This is a genomic window from Lysinibacillus parviboronicapiens (assembly GCF_003049575.1).
Taxonomy (GTDB): Bacteria; Bacillota; Bacilli; order Bacillales_A; family Planococcaceae; genus Lysinibacillus; species Lysinibacillus parviboronicapiens.
On sequence record NZ_PYWI01000051.1, the window covers coordinates 1 to 13,683 of the forward strand.

General features: G+C 36.9%; 16 protein-coding genes and 1 pseudogene. 2 read left to right on the plus strand and 15 right to left on the minus strand.

From position 1 onward, the window contains the following. Nucleotides 1-177: 177 nt before the first annotated feature. The 3 genes from C9J35_RS22005 to C9J35_RS22015 form a co-directional block, all read right to left on the minus strand. The gene (locus C9J35_RS22005) at nt 178-645 is read right to left on the minus strand and encodes a GNAT family N-acetyltransferase (RefSeq protein ID WP_107926947.1); all 468 of its coding nucleotides are present in this window, start codon (nt 643-645) and stop codon (nt 178-180) included. Nucleotides 646-661: 16 nt separating this feature from the next. After that, complete coding sequence (locus C9J35_RS22010; protein WP_107926949.1) at nt 662-1,546, minus strand: GNAT family N-acetyltransferase; 885 nt, start codon at nt 1,544-1,546, stop codon at nt 662-664. Nucleotides 1,547-2,018: 472 nt separating this feature from the next. Beyond that, a complete protein-coding gene (locus C9J35_RS22015) occupies nt 2,019-2,312 on the minus strand; it encodes an RNA polymerase alpha subunit C-terminal domain-containing protein (protein ID WP_054769986.1) in 294 nt (97 codons plus the stop codon). Between the two features lie 192 nt (nt 2,313-2,504). Here C9J35_RS22015 and C9J35_RS22020 point away from each other — a divergent pair. After that, nucleotides 2,505-3,494, plus strand: a pseudogene (locus C9J35_RS22020) (aldo/keto reductase family protein). Nucleotides 3,495-3,648: 154 nt separating this feature from the next. Here C9J35_RS22020 and C9J35_RS22025 read toward each other — a convergent pair. From C9J35_RS22025 to C9J35_RS22060, 8 genes are all read right to left on the minus strand, one after another. After that, a complete protein-coding gene (locus C9J35_RS22025; RefSeq protein WP_107926951.1) occupies nt 3,649-4,566 on the minus strand; it encodes a LysR family substrate-binding domain-containing protein in 918 nt (305 codons plus the stop codon). A 290-nt stretch (nt 4,567-4,856) separates the two neighbouring features. Beyond that, complete coding sequence (locus C9J35_RS22030; protein WP_054769979.1) at nt 4,857-5,276, minus strand: type II toxin-antitoxin system HicB family antitoxin; 420 nt, start codon at nt 5,274-5,276, stop codon at nt 4,857-4,859. 93 nt (nt 5,277-5,369) lie between these two features. Continuing rightward, nucleotides 5,370-6,431 (minus strand): serine hydrolase domain-containing protein, encoded by a 1,062-nt coding sequence (locus tag C9J35_RS22035; RefSeq protein ID WP_107926953.1) that lies wholly within the window; start codon nt 6,429-6,431, stop codon nt 5,370-5,372. Nucleotides 6,432-7,017: 586 nt separating this feature from the next. Beyond that, nucleotides 7,018-7,491, minus strand: a complete 474-nt coding sequence (locus C9J35_RS22040; RefSeq protein WP_054769980.1) for a hypothetical protein — start codon at nt 7,489-7,491, stop codon at nt 7,018-7,020. 124 nt (nt 7,492-7,615) lie between these two features. Next, entirely contained in the window at nt 7,616-8,323 is a 708-nt protein-coding gene (locus tag C9J35_RS22045) for a DNA alkylation repair protein (protein WP_107926955.1), read from the minus strand. Between the two features lie 722 nt (nt 8,324-9,045). Next, the gene (locus C9J35_RS22050; protein WP_054769981.1) at nt 9,046-9,516 is read right to left on the minus strand and encodes a DinB family protein; all 471 of its coding nucleotides are present in this window, start codon (nt 9,514-9,516) and stop codon (nt 9,046-9,048) included. Between the two features lie 385 nt (nt 9,517-9,901). After that, nucleotides 9,902-10,831, minus strand: coding sequence for a PD-(D/E)XK nuclease family protein (locus C9J35_RS22055; protein ID WP_107926957.1), 930 nt, complete (start codon nt 10,829-10,831; stop codon nt 9,902-9,904). Between the two features lie 11 nt (nt 10,832-10,842). After that, nucleotides 10,843-11,583, minus strand: a complete 741-nt coding sequence (locus C9J35_RS22060) for a sulfite exporter TauE/SafE family protein (protein WP_107926959.1) — start codon at nt 11,581-11,583, stop codon at nt 10,843-10,845. Nucleotides 11,584-11,676: 93 nt separating this feature from the next. On the opposite strand from C9J35_RS22060, the gene C9J35_RS22065 reads away from it, so the two are divergent. Further along, nucleotides 11,677-12,180, plus strand: coding sequence for a hypothetical protein (locus tag C9J35_RS22065; RefSeq protein WP_107926961.1), 504 nt, complete (start codon nt 11,677-11,679; stop codon nt 12,178-12,180). A gap of 20 nt (nt 12,181-12,200) precedes the next feature. Here the strand turns inward: C9J35_RS22065 and C9J35_RS22070 are convergent, their stop codons facing one another. From C9J35_RS22070 to C9J35_RS22080, 4 genes are read right to left on the minus strand one after another with little or no spacing between them, the layout of a single operon-like run. Further along, a complete protein-coding gene (locus C9J35_RS22070) occupies nt 12,201-12,833 on the minus strand; it encodes a hypothetical protein (RefSeq protein ID WP_054769984.1) in 633 nt (210 codons plus the stop codon). 9 nt (nt 12,834-12,842) lie between these two features. Further along, nucleotides 12,843-13,010: a hypothetical protein gene (locus C9J35_RS23825; RefSeq protein WP_167396038.1), complete on the minus strand. Its 168-nt coding sequence runs from the start codon at nt 13,008-13,010 to the stop codon at nt 12,843-12,845. Beyond that, nucleotides 13,003-13,188, minus strand: a complete 186-nt coding sequence (locus C9J35_RS22075; RefSeq protein ID WP_054769985.1) for a helix-hairpin-helix domain-containing protein — start codon at nt 13,186-13,188, stop codon at nt 13,003-13,005. The genes C9J35_RS23825 and C9J35_RS22075 overlap by 8 nt, the downstream gene beginning before the upstream one ends. Continuing rightward, complete coding sequence (locus C9J35_RS22080) at nt 13,189-13,398, minus strand: hypothetical protein (RefSeq protein WP_235616404.1); 210 nt, start codon at nt 13,396-13,398, stop codon at nt 13,189-13,191. Between the last annotated feature and the right edge of the window lie 285 nt (nt 13,399-13,683).

Genomic DNA, 13,683 nt, shown 5'->3' on the forward strand with positions numbered 1-13,683 from the left:
CTTCTTCGTACAATTGAAGGATATGTAGTTTTAACTCGAGTGAATGTTTACTTCGCCCCATAAAAATGCTCCCCTTAGATAAACAGATTTTATTTTTTAATCTGTCTACCTAATAGGGAGCATATCACTGAGCATCTGGTCACCTCTATTTCTTTTACACAACAACTCTAGTGTGCATTATTCTTTCAACATTGTTATAAATCGTATTGCTTGGTGTTTAAATTCTAGTTTTTTCTTAAAACCTAATTTTTCATATAAATGAATAGCCCTCGTGTTAAATTTTGCCACTGTCAGACGGAGAGGTGCATGCGTTGTTTGTCGCACATGACTTACAATAAATGAAAAAAACTCTGTACCGAAACCTTTTCCAGTTAGGTCCGGTTTCAGGCCAATGCCTATATCGATCCCGTTTTCTAAATATGCATCAACTTCATGACCACTAGGTACTTGAGCAGATATTCCGGTACAGAAGTAACCAATCAACTGCTCTTTGTCATTGACAATGGCCTGATACGAATTATCGAGTATTTCTTTTAGGGTTTCAGTAGTAAGCTCATTATTATAAAAATCATAAGGTGCACTATACGTCCAATGTAAAAGCTCAGTTGCCCATCTGTTATCCATCTCTCTAACAAATAATTGCAAATTTTAGCCCCCCTTATTATGAATGTGATGTTAGTGGCCATAAAAAATGTTTCGTTTCCCTATTTACTACTGGACGAACGAACAATGTGTCTTCACTATTTGTGATAAATGCTGTCTCGATGTATGGACAATCAAAATCTGCAGTAAAATAGAAGTTTATGACTTCCATATCAGTAGAAACAACACAATTTATAATCTCTAAGCCAACTCTTTTTTTGCTAATAATATCAAAAATATGAAGTTCATGCTCTTGCTGTTCAAATATAATGATCACGTCTTCCTCTTCCACGTAGTAAATGGCGTCATGGAATACGAGGATTAAGTAAAACATTAGCAGATGTTCATTGTTTTTCACCCCTAAAATTGAAGATACAGGAGTTCTTGTGACTGCAAATTCCTTCATTAATGCAAAATCACCTTGATTGTTTATATCGAGCTTACGAACAGTAGCTTTTTCCGTCAGCTTTTTTAAATGACAGGTCTTCAAGCTAAAACTACTTTCTTGTACCTTTTCAAAACCAAACTTAGGATAAAAATCTAACACCGTGTCATTTGCGAATAGATAAATAAAGTCACAATCCTTTTCATATTTTTTAATAATATGATTCATTAGCTTAGCAGCCAACCCCTGATGACGATAGTCAGGATGTGTCATCACGGTTCCCACTTGAATGGCTCTGTATTCTTTACCATTAGACACTATATCCATCTTATTGACTGACGCATTTGCGATGACTTGATTACCATCCAGATAGGAATAGCAAATATAATTGTCACTCCAAAACCCTCTGTCATACCATTGCTGAAAATCGAGCGCAAATACTTTCTTAGCAAGTTCATTAAAGCTTTCCTTGTACTTTATATTGTCCCTGTAATCACTGATCAATTGATACTCCTTCATGCTTACCCCTCCAGTTATAATTTAATTTTTTAAAAGAGCTTAGTTGGTAAAATCGGCAATAATTTTTAAATCACCCTCCTGTAATGGCTTCATGCGCAAATTAAAATAACCAAAAAAAGACCATAAGAAGAATCTCTTCTCATGGTCAAATTTTGGCTACTATAAATATACCTATCACGAAAAATAGATATACAAAGAAATAGCATGAAATTCGCTTTGATAAGATATAATGTCTTCTAATCGCTGGCAGTAAAAGAGTATAGAAAATAGAACTAAGAGCAAGCTCTTAATTTCACCTTTTACCATATAAAATTCATGAGAATTTTTATTGAGCGATTATAAGTTTCATCATATACAATCAAAACCTCTTTTCACAATTATTTCATCTATAACCATATATTATTTATGATAGATTGTAAAATCTTAACGACTTTTTAGGTATGCTTGTGCATTTCATTTTGTCAGCATGACATTACTTTTTAAACGATAATCCTTTTTCTTCTAAAGAAGCCCTAAGATTCGGCAATGAAGCTGGCCCGATTCCGTGCAATTGCAAAATTTCGTTTTCACTATACGTTGACAGCTGTTCCACAGTATTTATTCCATTGTGTTCTAATGCTCTTCTGGCAGGTGCAGAAAGTTGTGAAAGAAATCCATGTTCAGGTTTACGCTGTTGCTCACACTTAGGGCAACTTGGACAATCACTACTCTTATAGTACTTATGTCCGTTGTCACATATTCTTAAATTTCGTTTTGAAGTTGGCATTTTAGAGTGATTCCCCTCTTTCGGATACAAATTGTACCCTTCATTTTACTACCTTTAGATTATCTAAGAAATCAATTTGTTTAAGTGGAATTATTATATATTTTATATATAAATCTACAAGAATTTATATATTATACATACTAATATGCGCACTTTATAATGTAAATATCACTTTTGAAGGAGGCACTAGAAATGGAGTATCGTAAACTTGGCAATAGCGGATTAGCAATTAGTAAAATTGCATTTGGTAACTGGATTAATCATGGTGGAAAAATAGATGAGAATACCGCAATAGCATGTGTAAAAACAGCATTGGATGTCGGTATAACAACCTTTGATACTGCGGATGTTTATTCAGAAACTAAAGCTGAGGAAATACTTGGTCGAGCTTTGCAAGGTGTACGGCGGGAGAGTATTGAGTTATGTACAAAAGTTTGCCACCCTACAGGGCAAGGTCCCAATGATAGGGGGTTATCACGTAAGCATATTTTCGAAAATTGTCATGCCTCGTTACGTCGGTTACAGACTGATTACATCGACGTCTATTATGCCCACCGTTTTGACCCATCTACTCCACTTGAAGAAACAATGTTAGCTTTCGCAGACCTTGTGCGACAAGGGAAAGTCTTATATTTAGGTGTAAGTGAGTGGACAGCAGAACAAATCACCCGTGGGGCTGCGCTTGCCCGTGAATTAAAAATCCCACTCATCGCGAGTCAACCCTAGTACTCCATGTTATGGCGCGTTATCGAAACAGATGTCATCCCAACATGTCAACGTGAAGGACTCGGACAAGTTGTTTGGTCACCTGTTGCTCAAGGTATTCTTACTGGTAAATATTTGCCCGGAAAACCAGTGCCAGCTCAATCCCGTGCTAATTCTAGTGCTGGTAAACCATTTTTTGATAAGCTAGTGCGTCGTTGGATGCATGATGATGTACTCACTGCTATACAGAAGTTAGAACCCATTGCACGTAGTATTGACCTTACTTTAGCCCAACTGGCAGTAGCATGGGTATTACACAATGACAATGTTTCTTCAGCAATTATAGGTGCCTCAACTCCGCAACAGATACAAGAAAATGCCTACGCGGCTGATGTCAAATTGCAACCTGAAATCTTGAATCAAATTGATGAAGTACTACATGGGTTCATTGAATACGATTCAAGCAAAACAGGTTAAATTTTTAACTCACTGTGTCAGGGGGGGCTTTATCCCCCACTGATTGGTAGTTGAACCAATGGTGTTTTCACAGTCAGTTGATGGTCCACCTTATGACCTCGCACTTATCTTTCAATTATAGGTAGGCGTTTTTAAAATGAAGAAAGAGGAGCATTCACTGCCCATTCGAAAATGTATGGATCGTATTACTTTTAGTGGATTGATAGGTACAATATACCTCGCGAACTATCGTTAAAAATCGATTTACCATTGCAGATTGTCCATCTTGCCTCCATCCGACATATAGATTTATTTTAGGAGAAGTTTCTTTAAAATTTTTATAGATAACGCCATATTGTTTATAAGTTTCTACTGAGGATGGGACAACGGAAATCCCCATACCTATTGCCACTAGATTAACGATCGTTTGCATTTGTATGGCTTCCTGAACAACATTTAAATTTACACCTTGTTCACTAAAGTAGCTAGTGATAAAATCATAAAAATCTGGTCCTAAATGACGTGGAAACATAATGAATGGCTCGTCAATTAACAATTGAAGGGAGACTTCCGGTAATGAAGCAAGTGGATGATTTTGAGGTAAAACCAACTTTAAAGATTCCTCCGAACAAACTTCTGAAGATAATATGCCATTATTTTGTTTAGTACGAAAAAATCCAATGTGTATTTCTTTCTCATAAAGAGCTTTTAATTGTTGCTCAGTTGTCATTTCACGTAATACAAGTTGAATTTCAGGGAATCGCTCTCTAAAATTTTTTAAAATCTCTAGTGCAGAAGTGTATAAATAAAATACGCCACCGATAATTGCTCCGCTCGCTGTATAAAACACTATTTGGTTTAATTGCTTTTTAATTTTTATATCAATTATCCAGGAGATGATGACGCCCAATGTTGCATAAATCACCAATGAATATACAGCATAAATTATAAATAATGTACTGTAGGAAAAGGAGGCTGTATCTGCTGTTTCTTGTGCATTAGGTGTATAACCAAAATAAAGACTTAAAATCCATGCCAAAATAATTGTGGAAATAATTGCAATTGAAATTTTCTGAATTAACAATTTTAACATCTAAAACGCCCCCGCTAAAGATGGCATCTCCTTAAGTCACATAATACCTCACATTCGATGGTAGAGGAAAATATCGCAAGGTACCATAATAAACGAGGATAACGCCTCCTTCTCAACTGTTTTTGGAACTTTCACTCTGATTTTTACAATTTACATAACCGGGCTTAAATTTATGTCTCTACTACTTTGCGTACAAAACAATCGAATACTTCCTCCGCCTCTGTACGTAGTCGAACCGTGCAAATTACCGGATAAGTTGGACAAATTTCTAGCAACCGCTCTTGCTCGACCTAAGTATGTAAATAATCAACTTTCACATCCCAAAGCCCATGCTTATTCTTATAAGCAACAGCTTGGAAATCGCCATCATCCCGATTAAAATAAATATGCCAATGACGCCAAGGCAAATGCTCCTCAATTTCATCTGCATAATCGCTATAAGACGTTGTGATGAAAATAAGCTCCATCTCTTCCGTAACAAAGTCAGCAGGGATCGGTGCATCACTTGGTAAATCTTCATTATCATATAAGACACCTGCTAACAAATAAGCTAAATCCTTCTTCGCCTTGACAAGCGCTTCCTGTTTCGTGCAACCCGCGCTTAAAGAATATTCCCATCCAAATTCCGGAAGTAACGTTGGGAAATAAACGCCGTACTCCTCGTTTTCTCTTTTAATAAACGCCGGATAAGCAACACTTTCAAATTTCAAATCAACTGCACCTGCCCTTTATCTACCTTTACGAATCTCAAAATATTGTTTTTTTATAACGTAGGAGTGAAACTCTCACCAGCGTTTAACAATTTAAATCAGCATCGAACAATTCTGTGCATTCAAGGTTTTGGTTTTTATCAATTGTTCTTCTATACCACTCATGATAGCAAATGCTCCTTTTGACTTATTAGAGCAAACAACCACATTGATGGATACGTCAGGATAATAAGCAGAGTGAAAGCTAACACCTGGATCATAACCCATAATATGATATTTAAGCACTGCATCATGTCTTTTTTTAATCCACAATCCATAACCATAGTAGTCTTCCTGATTTTCCTGAACGTGTGGGGTCAGTAACAGCTTTGTTACTTTTTCACTTAGTAATGAATAACTCAACAGCGCATCCCATAGCTTGTTCATGTCATGTACAGTAACAAATGCGCCGCCATCGGAACCACCTTTTGCTGGTAAGGAATAAATATTTGTTTTCCATGTACCATCTTCAAAATCGATATAACCTTGTGCTGTATTAGCTGGTAGCGCATCTAATTCAAAAAAACCTGCATGCGTCATAGCCGCTTTTTGAAAAATATTTTTTTGGATGTATTCATCAAAGTTGCTTTGACTTGCCTGTTCTACAACTAAGCCAAGTAAAATGTATCCAGCATTATTATAGTGAAATCTTTCTCCAACTTTCGATTTCATCGGTAGGTCTTGGAATAAAGGTAGGAAATCTTTTAAAGTTCTCACTCGATACATGGGTGTTTGAATCCACAGTTCTTCAAAATCATCCATCAGTTCCTCATCAAAATAATCAGGTATTCCAGAGGTATGTGTTAGAAGATGATGGATTGTTACTTCATCATCAAAGTGTTTAAAATTATGGTTAATGCACGCACTCAATTTAGAATCAAAAGAAATTTCCCCTCTTTCAACAAGTTGGCAAATTGCTATAGCAGTAAAGAGCTTACAGCCAGATGCAATGCCAAAACGAGTGGATGAACGATTTTCTATTTGTTCTGACCGATTTGCATAACCAAAGTTTTGATTTAATAACAATTCTTTATCCTTCCCTTTTACAAATACTGCACCTGAAAAATCAATCCTATCTTTCATATCCTTTACTATCTCTTGTAAGTTTACGCTCATAGCTAATTCCCCTTGATCGCATATTATCATTGCCAAAAAAACTAATTTTTCCCTATCTCAATAATAAAGAATTTTTAGAATTGATACAAGTTCGTTCACCTCGTTCTTTTTAGTGATGGCTCCACGTGATGAATTATTAACACCTTTATCCAATTAGACTTCAAAAGTAAAACCAATGTTCTGAATGTCAAACTACATTCTTTTAAGTCCATCACTCGAGTAGCTTTGTTATGATAGACGCCGTCACTGCTGAAATGGATAAAGCATTCTAAAAGAACTATACTGGCGCTTAGTTTAAAATGAGGGTGGATGGAGGATTATATGAAATTACATGGATTACGTGGAGGTATATGGGGTGCCTTAAGGATGGATTATCATCCTTTAGGCTTTCTCATGGAGTATATGTATTGGAGGAATTTTTACTAATTATTAGAGCCATAAAAATGAATAACTTATGAGGCTCTGTTACCTTTTTCGCCCCACAAAAAAGTTCAAATGTTCAAAATTATTTGATCACCTGATTTTTGTCATTTATTCATTTGCATATAATATCCTATTTAATGGATGTTCAATGCTAGCTATGCATTTAAAAATTATTTACTTCTAATTTCAAACAAGCAACAAATTCATTTATTTGTTCCATTTTTACCTTTAGACATAATGCAGGACCAGTTTCTGTTGCACTATAATTATTTTTCTCACCTGCATCTAACACAAAAATTAATCTATAATAAGGCTCCCATTCATCCCTTTCGTGTTCGGGTACTTGCAGAAAACCATAGCCCGGGTAATAATAACTGCCAAATAGCGGAATATGATAAATACACAACCCGGGATCATGAGCCTCTAGCATGCTTAGATGTTTAATATCGATTTGTTTTAAATCATCTAATAACCTTAAGAAGTCTCTTTTTAAGCAAACGATTTCCGTATGCACCTCTGGAAAAGCAGGACCGGAGCGGAAATGAATATGGAATTTTACACTCTCATCATTCACTAATTGTAAATTTATTTCAACTTCACAATCAGGTTTACTAGCGTAATCTGTTAATATAGCCATAATTAGATCTCCTTTTTACTAGTTAGCTTCTAAATCTAACTATATAAATACCAACAAAATAGCGATAAAAAAATTAAATCCATGTCCGGATAATGGAACATTGATGACGATTCGAGGCGATGCGTTAACATCTGACATGCCTGCGTTTAAAACCAAGCTTTCCTTTATCGACTTCTTTTTGAATACTTTCGTAGGCATTTAGGAAACTGCTTTTTTTCTTGTCCCGTTTGACTTCTACTGTTCCTATTGCCTTTGCGGTCTCGACTGCCTTTTCATGGAGTGGCAAATATGAAATCCCCACGGTGTATAGAAAATTATTCATAGCTGATTTCGTTCGTTCTGGCAAATCATGAATCGTATTTTTCACCATATCAAGCATATCAGAAATTTTACTTTCAGAAAATTCAACATCTTGTCGATTTCCTAAAAGCCAACAGTAGCAACTCCAGCCCCCTGACATTCTTAGCTCTTCACCGCTTGCGATCCATTTATCAGCAACTTCTTGTGCAATATCTGACTCTGATAAAGTTACGGCCACCACATAATCGGACAGCATGTAAAAATACGCCGCATCCATCCAGCGATCGTAATCCGACTCAGTCATGCCTTGTGGGTCTGCAATAATGCCTGCAAAATACATTGCATCGTAATTCCCTGTAGCATATAGCTCTTCAGCTAAACTCTGACTTATTTTTATTTTCTTTGCAATTGGTTTCATAGCACCTGTAGCCACGCCGAAAAGCGGCTCATGCGCACCATTGGATATGTACGTTTTTTTAATTCGTTCCTTGCCAAGTGTTTCAAGCTCCTGCATAACCATTTCTAAATTCATCTTTGGCACTTCCTTCTGTTTGGAGTCTTCTCCTTAATATAAAATCTTGCAAATCCAACACCATTATCCTATAACAAACTATCATTGTCAGTAAAATTACCGTCTAAGCACAAGGATTGTTCTACTGGCATCCATTGACGCATAGAGGCACCTTGATGTCAAACTGCTAGTAAGAAATTAATGATTTACAATACCTTCTATGACAATTACATAAAATGCTTAAAATCAAGCTCCATTAAATGGCGCAATAAACACTTCTGTTATTATATATTACATTCGCAGTATCCATGCATCCAAACGTACAGTCTCATTGGATTAATACTGGGATTTCTTTAATTTTCGTATTTTGTTGACTCCGTATAGTAAAAACTTTATTTTACAATAAATAATGCGTATGAAAAATAATAAATTGAACTATACTATTAAAGATTTCACTTCGAATCCAAGTGACTAGGAGGGTTAACCCGATGAGTGCGATTGATCGATAGCTCTGAAGGACCATCAATACTGATGAAAGCTAAAGTACTGTTGTCTTAGGATACCATGCGGAAGCGAGGCAGTGTGTCATGGAGGAGTAAATGTAAGTGCTAATCAAAAACCCGGAATGTTATTTCCGGGTTTTTTTATATTGCTATTACTCATCATTCGTTGGTCACTTTTTAGTTATCAATTTTATATAAAAGAGCCCAGGTTCGTTCTCTAACTATAAAGACCTCTTTGCTCTAATTCCAGCTCTTTTGTATCTTCCGAATATATACAATTTGACCGATATGATATGCATTATGTGTCGTTACATTCCCCAAGACTTGCCACCATTTAGCATTAAAGTACCCTTGAACATCGCTTTCTAGTTGTTCTTCTGTTAATATTTCTTGCCAATGTAAAAGAACTTCTAATAGTTCTTTTTGAAGTTCATAGAATGTTTTATTTTTCGAAATGGTAAACGTACTGTCATTACTCTCTATAGCTGCAACGGCATGAACATTATGTTCTTTAAACCTTGTTTGCCACGTTTCGTTCCAATAAAGCAAATGCTGGACAATCTCGGCAATACTATTACTTTCTTCACTCACCTTCCAATAGGCTTCTTCTTCTGTTAAATTTTTCACACATTGTGAAAATGGAACGTACCAACTTGGATCGTTTGCATTAGCTAACAACTGATCAGACAAAACATCTTTTGGGTGAAACATACCTGCTACACTCCTTCTTAAGGTTTATGATTTAAATACCTTTATTTAATGTTACTCATACTCTTTGATATGGTTATTTCCATCTTTTTTGACTCTATCTTCTATTAACCCTGCACCATTTGTTTAATAATACCTCATATAATGTTCATTTGACTCAATTTTCCCACTTGTCTTACGATGGTTCGCCTGGCACTATTGATTTAGGGACACAATCGCGTTTATTCAGCCAGTTGTAAAACAGCACTAAACTCTATCATTACGTTTTGTCCTCCATGCTGATGAATTTATACATACAAAAAACCACTCGTCAAGGAGTGGTTGCCCATCAATAACAATTTGATAGATTGGCTTTTACTGTCACTTTTTGCTCATCTGTATAAATTTATCACTTACAAAGCTCTTTAAAATTGCAACGGATACATTTCCATTCATCAGTGGTTTTCTCAAAGTCCTCAAAATCTACAGGTTCGTTGGTGAAAATATCAGCTTGGTACTTTTTCATTTCCAAGACACTTCGTTGAAAAGTGTGCAAGATATTATCCATATCCAATGATGAAAAGGTATACTTTTTTCGTTGACCTGTTACTAAATATTCATTGTACACATCAATTTGTTCCAGAGCTACACCATATTTTTGCTGGATATAGTAAGCATAGAACGCTAATTGTTGGCGGTCGTCCTCAGACGCCCCACCTGTCTTCCAGTCAATAATGATCCACTTATCATTCATCTCGTCATAAAAGTGAAAGTCCATCACCACAAAAACTTGTATATCCTCAATCTTCATGGAGCGAAATTGTTCAGGCTCCCCAATACGCAAAGAGCCTGTTTGTGCGGTAATTTGCTGAAATGTCTCACTTTGTAGAAAGTTTTCAAATACCGCTTCCAAGCGTTCCTTATAGTCATGTACTAGCTCAGGGTTAAGCCGCCCATCATAATAGATTTCCTGCATCATATAAAATTTATTGGGCTTTTGTCTCCATAAATCCACATGCCTCGTAGAATCGATAAATGCTGCATTGAGCTGACCACGTGCTCGGTTGACAAGCTCAGCCACAGACGTGACTTGACCCGTTTGAATATAATTGGTTATTGCTTGTTCAATCAAATGATGGACAATCTGACCAAATAAGATAGGCATCGACTGTAGTTTTTTTAAGCGGTAGGCATGTTGATGGAAAGGCTCCACATTATAGCTTAGCCAGCCATTATGGGCAAAATAATATTCATAGCCATATTTTCTCGTACAGCTTGTTAACGTTTTATGGCGTGAAAATGACCACGAAAAAGCTGGATATGGTGTAATTTCAAACATACTACCCCTCCTTATAACTGACTGAAGAAATCATAAACAAGCTGTAGCATAAGCACAATTGTCACAACACGCAGTAAGATTTTTACTTGGTTTGCTTTAACCTTCCTTGCAATGACAATGCCAATTTGCGCACCAATAATTGATCCGACCATTAACACAAGTGTTAGTGACCATTGTATTTTGCCTGTCGCAATATAGGTAATCGCAGCTCCTGAACACATGGCAAAAACACCAACACGTGATAGGCCGACTGCTTTCATGTACGTTATTTTTTGATGTGCATATGTATACAGCGCCAATGTACTGCTACCAGGGCCAAATAAGCCATCATAGAATCCGACACCGAGCAGGATGGGCCCATTTATGCGATTCATCGTAAAGCTTTCCTTATCCCCAAAATCTGCCCCACCAATAAAGGACATTACTAGCGCAAAGCCAAGCAAAATAATCGCTATCAGTGTCAAAGTTTGACCGCTCAGAACTGAGGCAAATAGACCTCCAAGCGTGCCACCAACTAAGGACACTAATAATACGGAACGCATCTCCACCCAGGTTAATTCCTTTCTTCTAAAAATCATATAAAAGCTTGAAAAGGCACTGACCATATTGGACACCTTATTCGCTCCAATCGCCGAGTGTACCGGTACCCCCATCAACATCATTGTGGGTAATGTAATTAATCCACCCCCTCCGACTAACGTGCCAATCACGTTACCCGCAATCCCAATCAATAAAAATAACAAGTATTCCATGAAATCCTTCTTCCTGCTACGCACATGATGTAAATCTTATGTTACAGTATAACAGAATGCTATTTTAAAAGACGAGATTTACGAGGTGACATCATGCACGAACAACAAAAAACACCGACACCACGTTTCTGTAACCAGCTGACCTTGATTGTTGCAACCATTTTTATAGCGGGACTTACAGCAACAGTTATTCAATATCGGAAACTGCCCACTTCCATTCCAATTTTACAAAGCTTTACGAGTGACCACGCACAGTTTGGACCGAAAATTGCTATCTTTTACTTACCATTTGTAGCTTTGCTATTGTTTTTACTTTTGCATTATTTAGAAGTAAAAGCTGCTTATCCTGTGCAACGTAAAAATAAGCCTGTGCTATCTCATGTACAGAGACAAAATGGCATTCTTACATTCTGCCTCATTAAAAATAGTATACTGCTATATTTTACGTATTCACTCTTGAATGACTTAATGATTGCTTTTGGACACAACCGTATTTTGCAACAATGGCAAGCCTACATTTTCCTTGCTCTGTTATTTATTATTCTTAGTTTTGGCATCATTCGTGGACTTTTTCTCGATAAAAAAGTAAAAAGCTAGTGGCACAGTGATTAGATGCCCTAGCTTTTTGTTATGTCCGTTGTCATTTGCTCAAAGGTATGTATTAAGGCATATTTTTGTACACCACGCGCGGCGTCGATACTGTAGCCTGCAAATCGTTCGAATTCACCCTTATCTTTTAGCTGATGAGCATACGCTGCTTCAATCGCTGGTTGCATCCACGGCTGCGTTAGCTTATCACTATGCATATCAGAAGTCCTGCCCTCAAGTGCTGCAATATAGCACGCCGTATAACTTTTAATAGGCTCTTTATCAATATGCTGTGCCGCTTCCTTTGCCGCTCCCAAATTCTCCTCTAGCAGCGCTTTATTAAACAAATAATTATATTTTATCGTTGGTTGTTTATTTTTGCTCGCAACATGTGCCAGTATCGCAATTTGATCTGCTCGGGAGCCATAAGCTATCGCATAAATATGAGCAAAAAATGGCTGCTTTTGACGAGCTCTTACAAATTTATCAACCAGCTGCATATTATTCGTTCGATATAAAATATGTATATGTCTATAAATCATAGCCATTACAATCAGTGCAAAAAAACCGAGTGCCACTGACATGCGTACTCCTGCTAGGGATAACGCCATCGCTAAAACGATAATGGCCATATAAAATAAAGTTAACTTTACGATTCTCATAAAGACCTCCTACTGTAGTTTCTTTCGCATTTTACGCGAGAAAATAAAGCCTGCCCCAAGAAAGAATATGAGTGCCATAAATTTCATTAAGGGAATGATAAATAACTTACTTATCACAAAAACAACAATGATATAATAGACCACCATTGCGAGTAAAAACAATGTTAGCTTATTCACTAGAATTCCTTCTTTCTTTCAGTGCCGTCCCAATCGCTGCTAACGCTTTTGGCCCCATGCCATGTAAATCTTTTAAAGTAGCTAAAGCAATCCGTTCCAATTGCTTCAACTCTGTATAACCCGCCGCATTTAAGGCCCGTATTGCTGGCTTTGCTACACCCTTCGGCCAGACCGTCATTTACGCTCGTCCTTTCTTTTTTCGGACATTTATTATCTCACTACCGATAATACCTATTGCTAGTATAACTAGTGAGACGACATGGTAATCTGTAAAAAATGTCGGAAACTCAAGTTCATAGTATGTGCAGATTGCTGTTACTAGACGTCCTGCCAACATGACAAAACCAACAATCAAGCATACTTTGATCATTTTCTCGATGAAATCCACTGCTAAACACCTCTCGCTTTATTATGCAAGGGTGAACGTTAGAAATGCAAATCGAGTCATGACAGCTAGGTAAAAATGTACCGATGCTAGTAAATGACTAACTAATAAAAAATGAAAGCTAGAACGCTAAAAAGCGACTAGCTTTCATCTAGTCGCGTCAGACTGTAGACAAACTCAATGAATTTTGAGTTTGCCTACAGTCTTTTTTCTTTTACAATGAAATAAAGTAAAGCCGTTGATTTCCACTACGGGCGGACGCTTTCCGCGGGCGGGGTCGAGCTGCTT

Excerpts from the sequence above, each read along its gene's own strand:
- C9J35_RS22010 (WP_107926949.1), bottom strand. The coding sequence starts at position 1,546 with ATGAAGGAGTATCAATTGATCAGTGATTACAGGGACAATATAAAGTAC.
- C9J35_RS22015 (WP_054769986.1), bottom strand. The coding sequence starts at position 2,312 with ATGCCAACTTCAAAACGAAATTTAAGAATATGTGACAACGGACATAAG.
- C9J35_RS22025 (WP_107926951.1), bottom strand. The coding sequence starts at position 4,566 with ATGTTAAAATTGTTAATTCAGAAAATTTCAATTGCAATTATTTCCACA.
- C9J35_RS22035 (WP_107926953.1), bottom strand. The coding sequence starts at position 6,431 with ATGAGCGTAAACTTACAAGAGATAGTAAAGGATATGAAAGATAGGATT.
- C9J35_RS22040 (WP_054769980.1), bottom strand. The coding sequence starts at position 7,491 with ATGGCTATATTAACAGATTACGCTAGTAAACCTGATTGTGAAGTTGAA.
- C9J35_RS22045 (WP_107926955.1), bottom strand. The coding sequence starts at position 8,323 with ATGAATTTAGAAATGGTTATGCAGGAGCTTGAAACACTTGGCAAGGAA.
- C9J35_RS22050 (WP_054769981.1), bottom strand. The coding sequence starts at position 9,516 with ATGTTTCACCCAAAAGATGTTTTGTCTGATCAGTTGTTAGCTAATGCA.
- C9J35_RS22055 (WP_107926957.1), bottom strand. The coding sequence starts at position 10,831 with ATGTTTGAAATTACACCATATCCAGCTTTTTCGTGGTCATTTTCACGC.
- C9J35_RS22060 (WP_107926959.1), bottom strand. The coding sequence starts at position 11,583 with ATGGAATACTTGTTATTTTTATTGATTGGGATTGCGGGTAACGTGATT.
- C9J35_RS22065 (WP_107926961.1), top strand. The coding sequence starts at position 11,677 with ATGCACGAACAACAAAAAACACCGACACCACGTTTCTGTAACCAGCTG.
- C9J35_RS22070 (WP_054769984.1), bottom strand. The coding sequence starts at position 12,833 with ATGAGAATCGTAAAGTTAACTTTATTTTATATGGCCATTATCGTTTTA.
- C9J35_RS22075 (WP_054769985.1), bottom strand. The coding sequence starts at position 13,188 with ATGACGGTCTGGCCGAAGGGTGTAGCAAAGCCAGCAATACGGGCCTTA.